Source organism: Pseudomonas sp. F(2018) (assembly GCF_005508865.1).
Classification (GTDB): domain Bacteria; phylum Pseudomonadota; class Gammaproteobacteria; order Pseudomonadales; family Pseudomonadaceae; genus Aquipseudomonas.
In genome coordinates, this window is sequence record NZ_SCOM01000002.1 from 187,201 (window position 1) to 205,933 (window position 18,733).

Here is an 18,733-nt window from a genome sequence, read left to right on the forward strand (position 1 = left end):
GACCATGGAAGTGTCGAAGTTTCTATCGCGCAGCGCCCTGCCACTGGCCCTGGGGCTGCTCTCCAGCCTGGCCCAGGCCGAGCAGTTCAGTGGCCGCGGCGTGCACAGCTTCGCCAGCGCCAGCGGTTGCCCGCTGGCACCGCTGACCAGTTGCAACCGCATTGCCCTGGACGACGAGCACGGTCGTGTCGAGCTGGACCAGGCGGCCAAAACCATCCTGTTCGGCAACGGCCATGAGTACGCCGATGAAGCGGTGATCGGCGACGTGCTGCTGCACGGCCAGGCCAAGGCGGCCGATGGCCGCATGGTGCCGGTCAGCCTGCACCTACTGGTCAGCAAGGAAGGCCAAAAGTGGAGCAGCAGCGTGCATGCTCACGCGCCGGTGCCGGGTGATCTCGGCGACGTGCGCCTGGACGCCTACCGCATCGAGGCCGAGGTCGATGGCAAGCGCCAGGTCCTGCTGACCCACGAGCAGGCGCTGCAGACCCTGGCGTCGCCTTCCACCGCCGCCAGGCTGGCCAAGCAGTTCGTCCAGGTGCGCGACAACCGGGTCGAGGCGGCCAAGGCCGAGTACGCCGACATCACCATCGCCCTCGGTCTGGAAAAGGCCGCGCTGCCGGCGGTACGCGCCAGCCTGCATGTGCCGGGCGGCCATGGCGACCTGGCCAAGACGCTGCAGGGCGGCAGCTGGACCCTGGAACTGCAGGCCCTGCGCAGCCGCCTGCCGCTGTCGGTGATCCAGCGTGACCTGTTCCTGTTCGGCATGGAGAACGTCGAGCTGCTGCAACCCCTGAGCAGCGAGGGCTTCGCCAAGCACGACAAGCTGCTGCTGGGCGCCCGCGACGGCAAGGGCTACCTGGCCTTCCGCGGCCAGCAGATCGACTACCCGCAAGCCGGCGCCGCCGCCCAGGCCTTCCTGCAGGACAGCTTCATCGGCCTGGTACTCAGCAGCCAGCAACACGCCAGTCAATGACCGTCGTCCACCTGGCGGCCTTCGCCGCGCCGCGGCTGCGTGGCTGGCCGCGTCTGCAGGCCTGGCTGGTCGATCGCATCAAGCGTGCCGCCCTGCGCCAGCTGCACGGCAGCAGGGCCGGCGAGCTGTTGCTGCTACGTATCTACCTGATCGGCGAAGAGGCTACCGAGAAGACCCTGCAGCACGAGTTGATGCCGACCGCGCCGGCTTGGCTGCAGCGCCAGGTCGACCAGCATCTGCGCGAGGAGCAGGAGCACAGCGAGCTGTTCGCCGCGGCCATGCGCGAGCGCGGCATGCAGCCGCCCGCCGAGCTGCGCCCGGACTGGCTCAGCCGCGCCAAGATCCGCCGCTGGCAGCGCATCGCCCGGCGCCATGCCCCGCATTTCCAACAGGGCGTCCTGGTGCCGGCCTATGCCATCGGCCTGTGTGCCGAACAGATGGCCGAGCGGGTGCTGGCTCGCCACTGCGCCGAGTTGGCCGCCGATCACCCGCTGCAACCGCTGCTGACCCGCGTGCTGCATGACGAACGCAAGCATGTGCGCCTGTGCATGCGCACCCTGGGACTGAGCGTGGGCGATGCGGAAATGCCGCGCCTGCAGCGCATGCTGGCCGAGGCGCGGGCAGTGGATCGGGCCTTCGGTGTCAGCGGCGCGCTGGGCATGTACCTGGCCGGCGTTGGCCTGCGTTTGAGGGCGCGTTTCGCCGGATGAAACCGCGGATTCTCTATCTGGCCACCGCCGATGCCCGTGGCCATCTGATGCGTGCCCAACTGCTGGCCCATGCCTTGATCGAGCGCGGCGCCGAGGTGGAGGTGCTGACCACCTCGGACGAGGGCGCGACTTTCCTCGGCGAGTTCGGCATCGCGGCCGAGGTGCTGTCGCGTCACTACGCGGTGCAGTTCGACGAGCGGCAGAACATGCAGCGCGGCGCCACCGACGGCAATGTCGCGCGCTACCTGTTCGACCCACGGCACATGCTGCGCGATATCTGGCGCCTGCGCCGCCGCATCGCCGCGGTCGACCTGCTGGTCAACGACTCCTTCCATCCGGCGCTGCTGGTGATGGGCTGCCTGCCCGGTTGGCGGCGCAAGATCGTGCATGTCTATGGCGCCAGCCTGCGCCGGGCGTTGCTGGATAATTTCCAGGGACGCCTGCCGAACTGGCTGGCGCGGGGCTTCGCTGCGGCCATTAGCTCCGAGCTGCGCCGGGCGCGGGCCTGCCTGCAGCATGATTTCGCCTATGCCGCGCCGGCGCGGGTGGCGCCGCGGTTGTTCAACCTGCCGACTCCCATCGCCCTGGCACAGCTTCCGCAGCAGGTGCAGGGGCCGCGCGCTGCCGTCTATCTCAATCCGCATTTTCGCGATCCACAGCTGGCTACAGGCCTGGAACAGGGACTGGCGGCCATGGGCCTGCAGGCGCTGCTGGTGGGCGAGGGCTATGCCGGGCGCGCCGGCTGGACACCGCGCGATCCGCAATGGATCGATGCCGCGGCGCACAGCGCGCTGATCGTCTCGGCGCCGGGCATGGCCGCGCTGTCGGTGGCCCAGGTGTATCGCCGACCAATCCTGTTGCTGGTCACCGACCAGCCGGAGCAGCGCAGCAACGCCGCCCGCGCCGCCGACCTGGGCCTGGTGCATGAGGTGGTGTGCTGGTCGGGCGATGCCCGGCTGTTTGCCATCCAGGTGCAGGAGGCCTTGCAGCGGTTGCGCGCAGTGGCGATCGAGGAGGGCGCCGATGCTGGCTCGCAGCGGGCGCGGCAACGCCTGGACGCCTGGGTCGATTGTCTGCTGGAGCTCGCCGCAGAGCCCAGGTAAGGCGTTTCGGGGTGGCATTGGCAGGCCCGCCTGGTGTCTACTTGGCAATCTTCCGGAGTACCAGTTCGATGATCCGCCGTTATCTCCCCCTCGTTCTCGCCCTCCATCTCGCAGCGCCGGCTGTGGCCGCTCCCGAGGGCCAGCAGACCCTGTTCAGTTTCATCAAGCCCACCGACGTGGTGAAGGTTGAGAGCCAGGCCGCCAGCTTTCCCGAGCTGACCGCCGAGCCCACCGCCGAAGGCGAGGTGCTGCGCCGCTTCACCTTCAATGTCGGCGATAACCCCAGCCTGCGCCTGAGCCCGCAGAGCGGCCACTGGGACTGGTCCCAGGCCGGCGCCATGAGCCTGCGCCTGCAGAGCGCGATGGACTGGGCCATCACCCTGGACGTACGCATCGAGAGCCGTGACGGCAAAGTGCTGACCAGCCGCATCGCGCTGCCGGCCGGCCCGGCGCAGACCCTGCTGGTGCCGCTTGCCGCCACTTCGCCGCGGGCCCAGGGCATGCGCGCCGGCCCGCCCATGCCGGTCAATGTCGACGGTCAGCGCGTGCTGCTGGCGGAAACCGTGGAAGGCGAGTTGAACCCGGCCCAGGTCAGCGCCGTGGTGCTGAGCATGAGCAAGCCGAACGCGCCGCAGAGCATTCTCCTCAGCCGCTTCGGCGTGCAGTCGGCCGCCGCCGCGCAGCAGGCCATCTACAGCGGCATGGTCGATGAATGGGGCCAGTACAGCCGCGGCCAGTGGCCGGAGAAGATCGGCAAGGACCAGCAGCTGCGCGATGCCGCCGCCCGCGAAGGCGAGCAGCTCAAGGCCTGGCTGGCCGAGCGCCCGCAGCAGGACAAGTTCGGCGGCTGGCTGAACGGCCCGAGCTTCGAGGCCAAGGGCTTCTTCCGCACCGAGAAACGCGACGGCCGCTGGTACCTGGTGACCCCCGAGGGGCATCCGTTCTATTCGCTGGGCGTCAACGCCGTCAGCGCCTGGCAGAGCCAGACCTACGTGGAAGGCCGCGAGAGCATGTTCGCCGCGCTGCCCAAGGACGGCGAGCCACTGGCCGCCTACTACGGCAAGCGCGACAGCCGCAGCAACAGTGGCGCCAGCCGCGGCCGCGCCTTCGACCACGGCCGCTGGTACGACTTCTACCGTGCCAACCTGCAACGCACCCATGCCGAACCCTGCGCCACCGCCCAGCCGCCGCTGGCCGCCACACCGGCGCCGGCCGAGCTGGCACCGTGCCCGGCAGCGGGCTTCGACGCCGACCGCTGGACCCAGCACACCCTCGATCGCCTGCAGGCCTGGGGCTTCAACAGCCTAGGCAACTGGAGCGACGACACCCTGGGCAAGACCCAGCGCATGCCGTACAGCATCCCGCTGTCGATCTCCGGTGACTACGCCATCATCAGCACCGGCCACGACTGGTGGGGCGGCATGCCCGATCCGTTCGACCCGCGCTTCGCCATGGCCGCCGAGCGCGCCATCGCCATCGCCACCCGCGATCGCCGTGACGACCCCTGGCTGCTCGGCTTCTTCGCCGACAACGAGCTGGCCTGGGCCGCGCCCGGCGACGATCCCAAGGCCCGCTACGCCCTGGCCTACGGCACTCTGCGCCTGACCACCGACGTGCCGGCCAAGCGTGCCTTCCTCAAGCAGCTGCGCGACAAGTACCGCAACCAGAACGGCCTGTCCAAGGCCTGGGGCATCGAGCTCAAGGCCTGGGAGCTGATGGAGGACCCGGGCTTCGAGCCGCCGCTGCCGAGCGCCGAGTTCCCGCAGATCGAGAAGGACCTGCAGGCCTTCCAGCGCCTGTTCGCCACCACCTACTTCAAGACCATCGCCGATTCGCTGAAGTGGCACTCGCCCAACCACATGCTGCTCGGTGGTCGCTTCGCCATCGCCACCCCCGAGGCGGTCGAGGCCTGCGCCGAGTACTGCGACGTGCTCAGCTTCAACTTCTACGTGAACGAGCCGCAGCACGGCTACGACTTCGCCACCCTGCGCGCGCTGGACAAGCCGGTGCTGGTCAGCGAGTTCCACTTCGGCTCGCGCGACCGCGGTCCGTTCTGGGGCGGCGTGGCCGAGACCTACAAGGAAGAGGAGCGCGGTCCGGCCTACGCCAACTTCCTGGCCAAGGCCCTGGAAGAGCCGTCGATCGTCGGCGTGCACTGGTTCCAGTACCTGGATCAGCCGGTCAGCGGCCGCCTGCTCGACGGCGAGAACGGCCACTTCGGCCTGGTCGCCATCACCGACCGGCCCTGGCAGGGCTTCGTCGAGGCGGTGCGCAAGGCCAACCTCAAGGCGCCAGCCGCGCTGCTGCCCAAGACCGCGCCGGCCAAGGCCGCGGATCCCGCCAAGCCCTGAGTTTCCTCGCTTGCAGTCCAACCCGGAGCGCCTCGCGCGCGCCGGGGCGGCGTACCGTTGGTCCGACGAAGTGACTTGAGCAAAGCGCCAGGATTCACAGGAGTAGCCGGGACTGGAACAATGCCGGCCATTCTGACCGAGGAGTATCAGGTTGCAGATTCAGGGCCATTTCGACCTGCGCTTCGAAGCGCTGAAAGATGCCTTCGTCGAACTGTTCGACGATCCCCAGGAACGTGGCGCCGCGTTATGCGTGCAGATCGGCGGCGAAACCGTCGTCGATATCTGGGCCGGCACGGTCGACAAGGACGGCGCCGAGGCCTGGCACAGCGACACCATCCTCAACCTGTTCTCCTGCACCAAGACCTTCGCCGCCGTCGCCGCCCTGCAGCTGGTGGAGCAGGGCAAGCTGGAGTTGGATGTCCCCGTGGCGCGCTGGTGGCCCGAGTTCGCCGCTGCCGGCAAGGAGCGCGTGACCCTGCGTCAGCTGCTCAGCCACCGCGCCGGCCTGCCGGCCCTGCATGCACCGCTGCCGGCCGAGGCACTCTACGACTGGCCGCAGATGACCGCCGCCCTGGCCGCCGAACGTCCCTGGTGGACACCGGGCGAAGCTCACGGCTACTCGCCGATCACCTACGGCTGGCTGGTGGGTGAGCTGCTGCGTCGCGCCGACGGTCGCGGGCCCGGCGAGTCCATCGTCGCCCGCATCGCCGAGCCGCTGGGCCTGGATTTCCATGTCGGCTTGGCCGAAGACCAGTTTCCTCGCGTCTCCCATATCGCCCGCAAGAAGGGCGACATGGGTGATGCCGCCGCCCAGCGTCTGCTCAAGTGCATGATGAACGAGCCGGCCTCGCTGACCACCCGCGCCTTCGCCAATCCGCCGTCTATTCTCACCAGTACCAACAAGCCGGAATGGCGGCGCATGCAGCAGCCGGCGGCCAATGGTCACGGTAATGCCCGGGCCCTGGCCAGCTTCTACGCGGCGCTGCTGGACGGCCGCCTGCTTGAGCCGGAGCTGCTTGGCGAGATGACCCGCGAACACTCCAGCGGCGAAGACCGCACACTGCTCACCCAGACCCGCCTGGGCCTGGGCTGCATGCTCGACCAGCCGGAGGTGGCCAACGCCACCTACGGCCTCGGCCGCAAGGCCTTCGGCCACCCCGGAGCGGGTGGTTCGGTGGGCTTCGCGGACCCGGAACGCGAGATCGCCTTCGGTTTCGTCACCAACAGTCTCGGACCTTACGTACTCATGGACCCGCGCGCGCAGAGACTGGCGCGAACGCTGGGCCAATGCCTGTAACTTGCTTGGGGGAAGATCTAACCATGCACAAGAAATCACTCGTCCTGCTCTGCTGCCTGAGCCTCGCCGCCTGCGCCAACTCCGACAAGAAGGAGGAGGGCGGCAGTAGCTGGTGGTCCTTCGGCGGCAGCGACAAGCCGGCGGCCGCCGCCAAGAAGGCCCCGCCGAAGATCGATCACGAAGTCACCAACGCCTGGCTGGACGAGTACGAGCCGCGCCTGAAGGTCGCCCTGAGCGGCAGCAAGATGGAGCTGGAGCGCCGCGAGAATGTGCTGGTGGTCACCGCCCCGGTGGACAGCTCGTTCAACCCGGATCGCCCGAGCATGCTGATGCCGGCCGTGCTCGGCCCCTTCACCAAGGTCGCCAAGATCCTGGAGAAGGACCCGCGTACCGGCGTGCTGATCCTCGGCCATGCCGACAGCCGCGGCCAGCTGGACGCCAACTTCAAGCTCAGCGAGGACCGCGCCAAGGCCGTGGCCTCGATCTTCCGCCTCAGCGGCCTGCAGCGTGATCGCCTGCTGCTCAAGGGTGTCGGCTCGGACATGCCGCGCGCCGCCAACGACAGCAACGCCGGCCGTGCCCTGAATCGCCGGGTGGAAATCGTCCTGACCGCGAAGCCGACCCTGGTGGCGCTGCTGGCCAAGTACAACCAGCCGGCGCCGGTGACGGCCATGCCTGTGGCCCAGGTTGCCGCAGATCAAAAGAAAAAGGACAAGGCGCAGTAAGCTGACGCTTCACTGTCCGAGGAAGCCAGCATGGCGGAGAACCGCATGTCCCAGTCCCTTGCCGATATGCGTCGCGACTATACCCGCGACGGCCTCAGCGAAGCGGAGGCGCCGGGCGAGCCCTTCGCCCTGTTCCGCCGCTGGTTCGACGATGCGGTGAAGACCGAGCAGCTGCCGGTGGAACCCAATGCCATGACCCTGGCCACGGTGGACGGCGAAGGCCGTCCGCACTGCCGGGTGCTGCTGCTCAAGGGCCTCGACGAGCGCGGCTTCACCTTCTTCAGCAACTACCACAGTGCCAAGGGCGAGCAGCTGGCGGCGCGTCCGTTCGCCGCCATGACCTTCTTCTGGCCGAGCCTGGAGCGCCAGGTGCGCATCGAGGGCCGGGTGGAGAAGGTCTCGGCAGCCGAATCCGATGCCTACTTCCAGGTGCGCCCGCTGGGCAGCCGCCTGGGGGCCTGGGCCTCGCCGCAGAGCCGGGTGATCCGCGACCGCGACGAGCTGCAGCAGCTGCTCGCCGAGACCGAGCAGCGCTTCCTCGACCGTGCCCCGGACTGCCCGCCGCACTGGGGCGGCTACCGCCTGCTACCCGAGCGCATCGAGTTCTGGCAGGGCCGCTCCAGCCGCCTGCACGACCGCCTCAACTACCGCCTGCAGGACGACGCCTGGCTGCGCGAACGCCTGGCACCCTGATCCGCCCATGAAGCTGGTCATCGCCCCCGACTCGTTCAAGGAGAGCCTCTCCGCGCCCGAGGTGGCGGCGGCCATCGCCCGTGGCTGGCGCCAGGTCTTCCCCGACGCCGAGATTCTCCTGCGGCCCATGGCCGATGGCGGCGAGGGCACGGTCGATGCGGTGCTGGCTGCCGTGGGTGGCGAGCGTCGCGAACAGCAGGTCCGTGGTCCGCTGGGCCAGCCGGTAACGGCTCACTGGGGCTGGCTCGGCGACGGCACCGCGGTGCTGGAGATGGCCGCGGCGAGTGGCCTGCACCTGGTGCCGCGGGAGCGCCGCGATGCCACCGTCACCAGCAGCCAGGGCACCGGCGAGCTGATCCGCGCGGCGCTGGACGCCGGCGCCCGACGCATCATTCTCGGCCTCGGCGGCAGCGCCACCAACGATGGCGGCGCCGGTCTGCTGCAGGCTCTGGGGGTGCGCTTCCTGGATGACCGACAAGGCGAGCTGCCGCCCGGTGGCGCGGCGCTGGCGCAGCTGGCGCGCATCGATGCCAGTGGCCTGGACCCGCGCCTGGCACAGGTGCGGATAGAAATCGCCGCCGATGTCGACAACCCGCTGTGCGGCCCACGCGGCGCTTCCCGGGTATTCGGCCCGCAGAAGGGTGCCACTCCCCAGCAGGTCGAGCTGCTGGACGCCGCCCTGAGCCATTACGCCGATGTGGTGGCGGCCACGCTGGGCAAGGATCACAGCCTGGCTCCGGGCGTTGGCGCTGCCGGCGGTCTGGGCTTCGCCGCCAAGGCTTTTCTGCGCGCCGAATTTCGTCCGGGAGTGGAGCTGGTGGCCGAGTTGTCCGGCCTGGCCGAGGCGCTGCACGGCGCCGATCTGCTGATCACCGGCGAGGGGCGCCTGGATGCGCAGAGTCTGCACGGCAAGACGCCAGTCGGTGTGGCACGTATCGCCCGCGCCGCCGGCGTGCCGGTGATCGCGCTGGCTGGCAGCCTGGGTGAGGGCTATCAGGCGTTGTATGAGGTGGGCATCGATGCGGCGTTCAGCCTGACCTCCGGGCCGCAGAGCCTGGAACAGGCCATGGCCGCTGCCGAGGTCGAGTTGCAGGCGCGCGCCTGCGATCTTGCGCGCATATGGCGCCTGGCGAGGCGTTGCTAGTTGTTGCGCTGCAGATAGTCGCGCGCCGCCTGGTGCAGCCAGTCTTCCAGTTGTCCGCGGCGTACGCCACGGGAGGCGGCCTCGGCGAGACGCTCGAGCATGTAGCTCTGCATGGCCGGGTCGCCGGCGGCCATGGACAAGGCCAAGTCACGGTCCATCCAGCGGCGGATGCGCAGGTACAGCCAGCCATGGAAGACCAGGCCGGCCAGGGTGGCGATGGCAACGATGAAATAGTCCATGGCAGGGCTCGCGAGGGTGAATCGCCATCCTGCGCCAGCCCGCCACGCCTGCAAATCTGACCCGATGTCGCACCCTCTCTCTACACTGGCGCCAGACGGGCTGGTGACAGCCGCCTGGCGCCGCGGTCTAATGGACACTGCCTCATATGGAGAGAACCACATGCGTAATACCAAGCTGTTGACTGCCTCCCTCGTCGCCCTGTCCCTCACGCTGGGTGGCTGTGTCTCCAACCTCAGCGGCGACAGCTACAGCCGCGACGAGGCCCGCAAGGTGCAGACCGTGCGCCTGGGCACCATCGAGATGCTGCGCCCTGTGAAGATTGAAGGCACCAAGACTCCGATCGGCGCAGGTGCCGGTGCGGTGGTGGGCGGCGTAGGCGGCAGCGCCATCGGCGGTGGCCGCGGCTCGGTGGTGGCGGCGGTGATCGGTGCCGTGGCCGGCGGCCTGCTCGGCTCAATGACCGAGGAAGGCCTGACCCGCACCCAGGGCGTGGAAATCACCGTGCGTGAAGACGACGGCACCCTGCGCGCCTACGTGCAGCAGGTGCAGGAGAACGAGATCTTCCGCGTCGGCGAGCGTGTGCGCATCATGACCGTCGACGGCACCAGCCGCGTCGCACACTAAGCGCTACCCAGGGCCCGGCGTCCGCCGGGCCTTTCGTTCCAACTCCCGCTCCGATCACTCCGGCTTATCGCTGCTCATCAAGGCGGTGCCCAGGCATTGCGAGTATTGGCGCGACGACGCTATTGATGTGCTCCTTCGCTCCTGACGGCCATTTGGCTTTCTCGAGCTAATGGAAGCCTGGCGATTGCCCGGCGTTGCCAGGGAGCCACCAATGTCCGGTCTACTGCGAAATCTCATCGCCTTTTTTATCGGCCTGTGCGGCTATGCCAGCCGGGCGGCCACCGACACCGTCGAAACCCGCTTCTGGGTCACGCCTTTCGACTCGGGTGTCCGCGTGCTTAAGAGCGACAAGTACCTGCAGTACGCCGAGACCGCGCAGTTGGACTACCTGCTAAAGGTCGGGCGCTTCTTCGCCGTGCTGGGTGGCGGCGCCGGTTTCGTCAACCTGGCCCAGCAGGTGCGCTTCCTGCGTCCCATTGCCTTGTTCAGCCGGGTGAGGGTGGAGACTCGGCTGCTCTATGCCGACGACAAGTGCGCGTATTTCCAGCATGCGCTGCATGCGCGGGGCAACCTGGCGGCGGAGGTGCTGGTGAAGATGAAGTTCAAGAAGGCCGGCCGCACCGTGGCGCCGTCGACCTTCCTCGCATTCAGCTTCGACGCAGTGCCCGATGCCGTGCGCAGCTGGGAAACTGCACTGCAGGGATGAGCGGCGCTGGATTCAAGCTGTCCACTATCTGAACTATCCTCGCTGCTGAGCGGAAAGCTCTGTGCATAATGTAATAATTTATCCATGGCTTAGTTCTGATAGTTATGGATAATCGCGGCACGCCCTTCGCAAACAGAGGCCCAGCCGCGCGAGGAACAGAGTAGATTTGCCCGATCCGCCAGCCGGACCGGGCCTGGACAGGGGAGATTCATGGAGCTGCTGCTCATCGTCGGACTGCCGTTTCTCGGCGCCTTCCTTCCCGTCCTGTTCGAGCGTCATGGCCGCCTGGCATGCAGCCTGGCCACCGCTGTGGCGCCACTGCTGGGCCTGGGCATGCTGCTGTGGCTGGCGCCGCGAGTGTTCGCCGGCGAGCTGCTGCTGGTGTCGCAGCCCTGGCTGAGCCAGATCGGTTTCAACCTGTCGCTACGCCTGGATGGCCTGGCCTTCCTGTTCGCCCTGCTGATCCTCGGCATCGGCCTGCTGGTCATCCTCTACGCCCGCTACTACCTGTCCGAGCGCGAGGCCATCGGCCGCTTCTTCAGCTACCTGCTGCTGTTCATGGGCGCCATGCTCGGCGTGGTGCTGTCGGAAAACCTGCTGCTGATGCTGACCTTCTGGGAGCTGACCAGCCTGTCGTCGTTCCTCCTGATAGGCTTCTGGAGCAAGCGCAGCGACGCGCGCAAGGGCGCGCGCATGGCCCTGGCGGTGACCGGAGGAGGAGGGCTGGCGCTGCTCGCCGGTATTCTGCTGATCGGCCATATCGTCGGCAGCTTCGAGCTCAGCGTGGTGCTGGCCTCGGCCGAGCTGATCCACGCCCACGCACTTTATCCTGTGGCACTGGTGCTGGTGCTGCTGGGCGCCTTCACCAAGTCGGCGCAGTTTCCCTTCCATTTCTGGCTGCCCCACGCGATGGCGGCGCCCACCCCGGTGTCGGCCTATCTGCACTCGGCGACCATGGTCAAGGCCGGGGTATTCCTGCTGGCGCGCCTGTATCCGGCGCTGGCCGGCTCGGATCTGTGGTTCTACCTGGTTGGCCTCACCGGTCTGGCGACCCTCCTGCTCGGCGCGGTGATGGCGCTGTTCCAGCACGATCTGAAGGGCCTGCTGGCGTACTCGACGATCAGCCACCTGGGCCTGATCGTGCTGCTGCTGGGCATGGACTCGCAGCTGTCCAACGTCGCCGCGGTGTTCCACATCATCAACCACGCCACCTTCAAGGCCTCGCTGTTCATGGCCGCCGGCATCATCGATCACGAGACCGGCAGCCGCGACATGCGCCGTATCAACGGCATGTGGAAGTACCTGCCGCATACCGCCGTGCTGGCCATGGTGGCGTCCTCGGCGATGGCCGGGGTGCCGCTGCTCAACGGCTTCCTGAGCAAGGAAATGTTCTTCGGCGAGACCCTGCAGCAGGCGCTACAGGGCAACCATTTCAACTGGCTGATCCCGCCGCTGGCGACCCTGGCCGCAGTGTTCTCGGTGGCCTATTCGCTGCGCTTCATCCACGACGTGTTCTTCAACGGTGAGCCGATCAACCTGCCCAAGTTCCCGCCCCACGAACCGCCGCGCTACATGAAGGTGCCGGTGGAGATCCTGGTGTTCCTCTGCCTGCTGGTCGGCATGCTGCCGGGCTACACGGTGGCGCCGCTGCTGGCGGTGGCGGCGCAGGCCAGCCTGGGTGGGGCGCTGCCGGCCTATGACCTGGCGATCTGGCATGGCTTCAACCTGCCACTGGCGATGAGCTGTGTCGCCCTGGTCGGCGGCATCCTCATCTATATCGGGCGCAAGCCGGTGTTCCGCTGGTACGAAAGCCTGCCGCAGCTGGACGCCAAAGAGGTGTTCGAGCAGCAGGTGCAACGCCTGGTAGCCCTGGCCGGCTGGATCACCTCGCGCCTGGAGAATGGCTCTCTGCAGCGCTACCTGGCGCTGCTGCTGGGCAGTGCCCTGGTGCTGGTCGGCGTGGCCCTGGCGCCGCTGCCGCAGCTGACCGGCGAACGCGGCCTCAGCCCGTTGGATGGCTTTACTGCCCTGGGCATGTTGGTGCTGGCGGGCAGCGGCCTGCTCACCGCGATCTTCCATCGCCAGCGCCTGGTGGCGCTGCTGATCCTCGGCGTCGGCGGCATGCTGGTGGCCCTGGCCTTTGCCCGTTTCTCCGCACCGGACCTGGCGCAGACCCAGCTGGTGGTGGAGGTGGTGACCATCATCCTGCTGATGCTGGCGCTCTATTACCTGCCGTCGCGCACGCCCGGCGAGAGTTCGCTGCCGCGCATCCTGCGTGACCTGCTGCTGGCCGGCGGTTGTGGCGCGCTGGTGGCGGTGCTGGCCTACGTGGTGCTGACCCGGCCCTACGACACCGGCATCGCCGAGTTCTTCCTGGCCAACAGCATCAGCGGCGGTGGCGGCACCAACGCGGTCAACGTGATCCTGGTGGACTTCCGCGGCTTCGATACCCTGGGTGAGATCACCGTGCTGGCCATCGCCGCCGTGGGCATCTTCGCCATGCTCGACGGCCTGCGCCTGACCCATCCGACCTGCGACCCCCAGGGCCGGCGCTGGGCCTGGGCGAAGAACCCGCTGATCCTGATGACCCTGTCGCGCCTGCTGTTGCCGCTGGCATTGCTGATCTCGGTGTTCATCTTCCTGCGCGGCCACAATCTGCCGGGCGGCGGCTTCATCGCCGGGCTGATCACCGCCGTGGCCCTGGCCCTGCAGTACATCGCCAGCGGCGTGGCCTGGGTCGAGCAGCGCCTGCCGCTGAACTACCAGCGCATGGCCGGCGTCGGTGTGCTGATCGCCGCGCTCACCGGCCTCGGCAGCTGGGTGTTCGGCCGGCCGTTCCTGACGTCCGCCTTCGGCCACTTCGAGCTGCCGCTGGTGGGCGAATTCGAGCTGGCCACCGCCATGCTGTTCGACCTCGGCGTGTACCTCACCGTGGTCGGCGCCACCCTGATGGTGCTGGTCAACCTGGGCAAGCTCAGCCTGTCCCCACCCGCGAGCAAGGAGATCCACTGATGGAGGCGCTGTTCGCCGCAACCCTCGGCCTGCTCACCGCCAGCGGCGTGTACCTGCTGCTGCGCGCGCGTACCTTCGCCGTGGTGCTGGGCCTGACCCTACTGTCCTACGCGGTCAACCTGTTCCTGTTCTCCATGGGCCGCCTGAGTGGCGACGTGGCGGTGCTGGGGCAGGGCGGCAACCCGGCCGACCCGCTGCCCCAGGCGCTGGTGCTAACCGCCATCGTCATCGGCTTCGCCATGACCGCCTTCGTCGTGGTCCTGGCCCTGCGCGGCGTGGCCAACCTGGGCAATGACCATGTGGACGGTAAGCCGGACGGCCAGCCGGTCCGGGAGCGGGCGTCTTGAATCACCTGATCATCCTGCCGATCCTGATCCCGCTGCTGGTAGGGGCGCTGCTGCTGGTGCTGCCGTCGCTGGAGCGACTCAAGCGCACCCTGTCGCTGCTCGCCACCCTGGCCCTGTTGCCGCTGGCCGTGGCGCTGCTGCTGCAGGCCGACGATGGCCGGCCGCATGTCTATGCCCTGGGCGACTGGCAGCCACCGTTCGGCATCGTCCTGCTGCTCGACCGGCTCAGCGCCCTGTTGCTGCTGGCCGTCGCCGTGCTGGCCAGCGCCGTGGTGCTCTACGCCTTGCGTGGCGATGACCGCCGCGGCCCGCGTTTCCATGCCCTGCTGCAGTTCCAGCTGCTGGGCATCAATGGCGCTTTCCTCACCGGCGACCTGTTCAACCTGTTCGTGTTCTTCGAGGTGCTGCTGATCGCCTCCTACGCGCTGCTGCTGTACGGTCGCAGCGCCGAGCGGGTGAGGGCGGGGCTGCACTACGTGATCCTCAATCTGGTCGGCTCGGCGCTGTTCCTCATCGCCCTGGGCCTGATCTACGGGGTCAGCGGTACCCTGAACATGGCCGATCTGTCCCGGCGGGTCGCCACCGCCAGCGGTGACAGCGTGCCGCTGCTGGCCGCCGCCGGCCTGCTGCTGATACTGGTGTTCGCCCTCAAGGCGGCGCTGTTGCCGCTGTCCTTCTGGCTGCCGCGTGCCTATGCCGCGGCCAGTGCGCCGGTGGCGGCACTGTTCGCGATCATGACCAAGGTCGGCATCTACGCCATCCTGCGGGTCTGCACCCTGGTGTTCGGCGCCGGTGCCGGCGAGCTGGCCAATCTGGTCCAGCCCTGGCTGTGGCCGCTGGCCCTCGCCACCCTGGCGTTCGGTGCGCTGGGCGCCCTGGCCGCGCGCAGCCTGCAGACGCTGCTGGCCTACCTGGTGCTGGTGTCCGCCGGCACGCTGCTGGCGGCGGTGGCCATCGGCACGCCCGAGGCCATTGCGGCGGCGCTGTTCTACCTGCTGCACAGCACCTGGGTGGCCGGCGGCCTGTTCCTGCTCGCCGACCTGATCGTCCGCCAGCGCGGCAGGCATGGTGGCGAACTGGTGCAGGGTGCGGCCCTAGAGAATCCCCATCTGCTCGGCGCGCTGTTCTTCTTCGGCGCCGTGGCGGTGATCGGCCTGCCGCCGCTGTCCGGTTTCCTCGGCAAGCTGCTGTTGCTCCAGGCGACGCCTTCGGCGGCACTGTGGGCGGTGTTGCTGCTAGGTGGCTTCGCCGCGCTGGTGGCCTTCAGCCGCGCCGGCAGCACCCTGTTCTGGCGGGTCGGCACCAGCTCCCTGGACAGCGCCGAGCTGGATCGCGGGCGCCTGGCGGCCTGTGTCCTGCTGCTCGCCAGCAGCCTGCTGCTGGTGGCCCTGGCCGCGCCGCTGCTGGACTACAGCCGCGCCACCGGCGCGCAGCTGCATGACCTCGCGCCGTACCGGGCGCTGATCGGGGAGGGCCGGCCATGAAACGACTGTTGCCGCACCCGGCGCAGAGCCTGTTGCTGCTGCTGACCTGGATGCTCCTGGTGGACACCTTCGCCTTCGGCCAGTGGCTGCTGGGTGGCGTGCTGGCCGTGCTGATCCCGCTGGCCTGCAACCGCCTGCTGGTGGAGCACCCGTCGTACTGGAAGCCGCTCAAGCTGTTGCGCTTTTTGCTGATGGTGATGGGCGACATCCTGGTCGCCAACTTCCAGGTGGCGCGCCTGACCCTGGGCCGCGTGCGCGAGCTGCGCCCGGCCTTCGTCGAGGTGCCGATCGACCTGGACAACGAGCTGGCCATCAGCGTGCTGGTCAGCGTGGTGTCGCTGACCCCCGGCTCGCTGGCCGCCGACCTCAGCCTGGACCGCCGTAACCTGCTGGTGCATGGCCTCGACGTGCCGGATGCGCAGGCGATGATCGACGAGATCAAGCAGCGCTACGAGGCACCGCTGAAGGAGATATTCCCATGCTCGGCTACGTGATCCCCGTCTGCCTGGCCATGCTCGCCGCGGCCCTGCTGCTGGCCGCCGCGCGCCTGATCAAGGGCCCCAGCCTGCCGGACCGGGTGCTGGCGCTAGACACCCTGTACATCAACGCCATCGCCCTGATCATCCTCTATGGCATCTGGAAGGGCACCGAGCTGTTCTTCGAGATCGCCCTGCTGATCGCCGTGCTCGGCTTCGTCAGCACCGTGGCGGTGGCCAAGTACATGCTGCGCGGAGACATCATCGAATGAGCCTGTGGCTGGAAATCCTCATCTGCGCGCTGCTCCTGCTCGGCAGCGGCTTCGTCCTGATCGGCGCCGTCGGCCTGTACCGCCTGCCGGACTTCTTCACCCGCCTGCACGGCCCGACCAAGGCCACCACCCTGGGTGTCGGTGGGGTGGTGGTGGCCTCGCTGATCTTCTTCAGCGCCGGCGAGCGCACCCTGAGCTCCCACGAGCTGCTGATCAGCCTGTTCCTGTTCATCAGCGCCCCGGTCAGCGCCTACATGCTGGCCAAGGCGGCGGTGCTGCAGCAGCTGCCGCTGGAGCCAAGGACACGCGGCAAGCCCTGGGAGCAGTAAGGCGACACAGTTTCTCCTCGCCGCTGTGTCTGTCCGCCTCTGGGCCCGCCACCTACACTGAGTTTTTGACCCAGAGGTAGTGGTGATGGCCCGGCAGGGACGGTTGTTCGCGATGGCGTGCCTGGTGCTGGCCATGGCCCTGTGGGGCAGCTCATTCATCGCCCTCAAGTTCGCCTTCGCCGAGCTGCCGCCGATGTGGGTGATCTTCGGTCGCATGGCCCTTGGCAGCCTGGTGTTCCTGCTGGCCTGGCGCTGGCGTGGGCGCCTCGACTACCGCCCTGGCGACTGGCGCTATCTGCTGGCCCTGGCCGCCTGCGAGCCCTGTCTGTACTTCATCTTCGAGGCCCTGGCGCTGCAGCACACCAGCGCCACCCAGGCCGGCATGATCACCGCGCTGCTGCCACTGCTGGTGGCCATGGGTGCGTTCCTGTTTCTGCATGAACGCGTGGCCAGAAGCACCTGGGCCGGCTTCCTCCTGGCGGTGATCGGGGCGATCTGGCTGAGCCTGGCCAGCGAGGCGGACAGCCATGCGCCGGCGCCGCTGCTGGGCAACTTCTACGAATTCGTCGCCATGCTCTGCGCCACTTGTTACACGCTGCTGCTGAAGTTCCTCTCCGAGCGCTACTCGCCCTTCATCCTCACCGCCATGCAGGCCTTCATCGGTTCGCTGTTCTTCCTGCCGCTGGCGCTGGTCACCGAGCCGCTGCCGAGCCAGTTCAGCCTTCTCGGCATCGGTTCGGTGGTCTACCTCGGCGTGGTGGTCACGGTCGGCGCCTATGGCCTGTACAACTTCGGCGTCAGCCGCTTGCCCGCCAGCCAGGCGTCCGGCTTCACCAACCTGCTGCCGGTGTTCACCCTGGTCTTCGCCGCGCTGCTGCTGGGCGAGAGCCTGACACCGGCCCAGTATGCCGCCGCGGCCCTGGTGTTCGTCGGCGTGGCGCTGAGCCAGTGGCGGAGCGCCGCTCCCGCACCCGCCGGCATTCTGGATTGATGAGCTGCTGCGCGTCGGAAAAACTGTGTTGAAAGTGGCTTCGGAATGCTCATTTACTATTCGTAAACTCCGCTTCCTCAGCCACTTTCGCCTTGTTTTTCTCTAGCTCGCGAGCTCATGTAAAAGCTTGGAGAAACGAAATGACCGATACACGCCAATGGACCCGCGAGGCGGTGCGCATCATCGAGGCGGACTTCCAGCGCAGCGCCGACACTCATCTGATTCCCCTGGCGCTGCCGGGGTTGCCGGGCGTCGAGCTGTACTTCAAGGACGAATCCAGCCACCCCACCGGCAGCCTCAAGCACCGCCTGGCCCGCTCGCTGTTCCTCTACGCCCTTTGCAACGGCTGGCTCAAGCCCGGTGCGCCGGTGATCGAGGCCTCCAGCGGCTCCACTGCCATCTCCGAGGCCTACTTCGCCCGGCTGCTGGGCTTGCCTTTCATCGCCGTGGTGCCGGCCAGCACGGCCAAGGAGAAGCTGGCGCAGATCGCCTTCTACGGCGGCCAGGCCCACCTGGTCGACGACCCTACGCGCATCCATGCCGAGTCCGTGCGCCTGGCCGGCGAGACCGGCGGCCACTTCATGGACCAGTTCACCTACGCCGAGCGGGCCACCGACTGGCGGGCGAACAACAACATCGCCGAGTCGATCTTCCAGCAGATGCGCCACGAGCGTTTCCCCGAGCCGGCCTGGCTGGTGTCCAGTCCCGGCACCGGCGGCACCCTGGCCACCCTGGGCCGCTACGTGCGCTACCGCCAGTACGCCACCCGCGTGCTGTGCGCCGACGCCGAGCGCTCGGTGTTCTTCGACAGCTACGTCAGCGGCGACCGCGGCCTGACCCTGGATTGCGGTTCGCGCATCGAGGGCATCGGCCGGCCGCGCGTCGAACCGTCGTTCATGCCCCAGGTGCTGGATGCCATGTGCAAGGTGCCGGACGCCCTGTCGCTGGCCGCCATGCACTACCTGGCGCAGCGCCTGAACCGCCGCGTCGGCGCGTCCAGCGGCACCAACCTGGTCGGTGCGCTGCTGGCGGCGCGGCAGATGGTTGAGGCCGGCCAGAGCGGTTCGGTGGTGACCATCCTCTGCGACGGTGGCGAGCGCTACGCCACCAGCTACTACTGCGACGCCTGGCTGGCGCAGCAGGGCTACGACCTGGCACCGCTGATCGATGCAGTGACGGCCTGCGCCGAGCGCGGCGTGGCCCTGCCGGACATGCCCAGGAACGGACTGTGAGCCAGACCTTCAGCAGTCGCGCGG

At 68.2% G+C, this 18,733-nt stretch carries 18 protein-coding genes and 1 pseudogene; 18 read left to right on the plus strand and 1 reads right to left on the minus strand.

From position 1 onward, the window contains the following. Window positions 1–4: 4 nt before the first annotated feature. The 8 genes and pseudogenes from FFS62_RS08890 to FFS62_RS08925 all read left to right on the plus strand — a co-directional run bounded on the left by FFS62_RS08890 (window position 5) and on the right by FFS62_RS08925 (window position 8,996). Entirely contained in the window at window positions 5–973 is a 969-nt protein-coding gene (locus FFS62_RS08890; RefSeq protein WP_137972474.1) for a hypothetical protein, read from the plus strand. Next, window positions 970–1,683, plus strand: coding sequence for a hypothetical protein (locus FFS62_RS08895; protein WP_137972475.1), 714 nt, complete (start codon window positions 970–972; stop codon window positions 1,681–1,683). Before FFS62_RS08890 ends, FFS62_RS08895 begins: the two co-directional genes overlap by 4 nt. Continuing rightward, window positions 1,680–2,786 carry a glycosyltransferase family 1 protein gene (locus FFS62_RS08900; protein ID WP_137972476.1) on the plus strand — a complete coding sequence of 369 codons (1,107 nt, stop codon included), beginning with the start codon at window positions 1,680–1,682 and terminating at the stop codon, window positions 2,784–2,786. Before FFS62_RS08895 ends, FFS62_RS08900 begins: the two co-directional genes overlap by 4 nt. Before the next feature lie 68 nt (window positions 2,787–2,854). After that, complete coding sequence (locus FFS62_RS08905; RefSeq protein WP_256662182.1) at window positions 2,855–5,137, plus strand: beta-agarase; 2,283 nt, start codon at window positions 2,855–2,857, stop codon at window positions 5,135–5,137. A gap of 151 nt (window positions 5,138–5,288) precedes the next feature. Then, window positions 5,289–6,434, plus strand: coding sequence for a serine hydrolase domain-containing protein (locus tag FFS62_RS08910; RefSeq protein ID WP_137972477.1), 1,146 nt, complete (start codon window positions 5,289–5,291; stop codon window positions 6,432–6,434). A 23-nt stretch (window positions 6,435–6,457) separates the two neighbouring features. Further along, window positions 6,458–7,141: pseudogene (locus FFS62_RS08915) on the plus strand (OmpA family protein); the annotation flags it as partial. Window positions 7,142–7,204: 63 nt separating this feature from the next. Next, complete coding sequence (pdxH, locus tag FFS62_RS08920; protein ID WP_137972479.1) at window positions 7,205–7,852, plus strand: pyridoxamine 5'-phosphate oxidase; 648 nt, start codon at window positions 7,205–7,207, stop codon at window positions 7,850–7,852. A 7-nt stretch (window positions 7,853–7,859) separates the two neighbouring features. Continuing rightward, complete coding sequence (locus FFS62_RS08925) at window positions 7,860–8,996, plus strand: glycerate kinase (RefSeq protein WP_137972480.1); 1,137 nt, start codon at window positions 7,860–7,862, stop codon at window positions 8,994–8,996. On the opposite strand, the gene FFS62_RS08930 is transcribed toward FFS62_RS08925, so the two are convergent. Next, complete coding sequence (locus FFS62_RS08930) at window positions 8,993–9,235, minus strand: hypothetical protein (protein ID WP_137972481.1); 243 nt, start codon at window positions 9,233–9,235, stop codon at window positions 8,993–8,995. The two genes, FFS62_RS08925 and FFS62_RS08930, sit on opposite strands and share 4 nt — an antisense overlap. A gap of 160 nt (window positions 9,236–9,395) precedes the next feature. Between FFS62_RS08930 and FFS62_RS08935 the strand changes: the two genes are divergently transcribed. From FFS62_RS08935 to FFS62_RS08980, 10 genes are all read left to right on the plus strand, one after another. Beyond that, window positions 9,396–9,860 (plus strand): glycine zipper 2TM domain-containing protein, encoded by a 465-nt coding sequence (locus tag FFS62_RS08935; RefSeq protein ID WP_137972482.1) that lies wholly within the window; start codon window positions 9,396–9,398, stop codon window positions 9,858–9,860. A 211-nt stretch (window positions 9,861–10,071) separates the two neighbouring features. Further along, the gene (locus FFS62_RS08940) at window positions 10,072–10,566 is read left to right on the plus strand and encodes a thioesterase family protein (protein WP_171016301.1); all 495 of its coding nucleotides are present in this window, start codon (window positions 10,072–10,074) and stop codon (window positions 10,564–10,566) included. A 210-nt stretch (window positions 10,567–10,776) separates the two neighbouring features. Continuing rightward, entirely contained in the window at window positions 10,777–13,578 is a 2,802-nt protein-coding gene (locus FFS62_RS08945; RefSeq protein WP_137972484.1) for a monovalent cation/H+ antiporter subunit A, read from the plus strand. Further along, window positions 13,578–13,925, plus strand: a complete 348-nt coding sequence (locus FFS62_RS08950) for a Na+/H+ antiporter subunit C (protein ID WP_137972485.1) — start codon at window positions 13,578–13,580, stop codon at window positions 13,923–13,925. The genes FFS62_RS08945 and FFS62_RS08950 overlap by 1 nt, the downstream gene beginning before the upstream one ends. After that, window positions 13,922–15,409, plus strand: coding sequence for a monovalent cation/H+ antiporter subunit D (locus FFS62_RS08955; protein ID WP_137972486.1), 1,488 nt, complete (start codon window positions 13,922–13,924; stop codon window positions 15,407–15,409). Before FFS62_RS08950 ends, FFS62_RS08955 begins: the two co-directional genes overlap by 4 nt. After that, window positions 15,406–15,903, plus strand: a complete 498-nt coding sequence (locus FFS62_RS08960; protein ID WP_137972487.1) for a Na+/H+ antiporter subunit E — start codon at window positions 15,406–15,408, stop codon at window positions 15,901–15,903. Before FFS62_RS08955 ends, FFS62_RS08960 begins: the two co-directional genes overlap by 4 nt. Further along, the gene (locus FFS62_RS08965) at window positions 15,888–16,157 is read left to right on the plus strand and encodes a K+/H+ antiporter subunit F (protein ID WP_137972488.1); all 270 of its coding nucleotides are present in this window, start codon (window positions 15,888–15,890) and stop codon (window positions 16,155–16,157) included. Before FFS62_RS08960 ends, FFS62_RS08965 begins: the two co-directional genes overlap by 16 nt. Then, on the plus strand, window positions 16,154–16,486 hold the full coding sequence (locus FFS62_RS08970) for a Na+/H+ antiporter subunit G (RefSeq protein ID WP_137972489.1): 333 nt from the start codon (window positions 16,154–16,156) through the stop codon (window positions 16,484–16,486). Before FFS62_RS08965 ends, FFS62_RS08970 begins: the two co-directional genes overlap by 4 nt. 85 nt (window positions 16,487–16,571) lie before the next feature. After that, window positions 16,572–17,477: a DMT family transporter gene (locus FFS62_RS08975; protein WP_137972490.1), complete on the plus strand. Its 906-nt coding sequence runs from the start codon at window positions 16,572–16,574 to the stop codon at window positions 17,475–17,477. Window positions 17,478–17,617: 140 nt separating this feature from the next. Next, window positions 17,618–18,709: a PLP-dependent cysteine synthase family protein gene (locus FFS62_RS08980; RefSeq protein ID WP_137972491.1), complete on the plus strand. Its 1,092-nt coding sequence runs from the start codon at window positions 17,618–17,620 to the stop codon at window positions 18,707–18,709. Window positions 18,710–18,733: the final 24 nt, after the last annotated feature.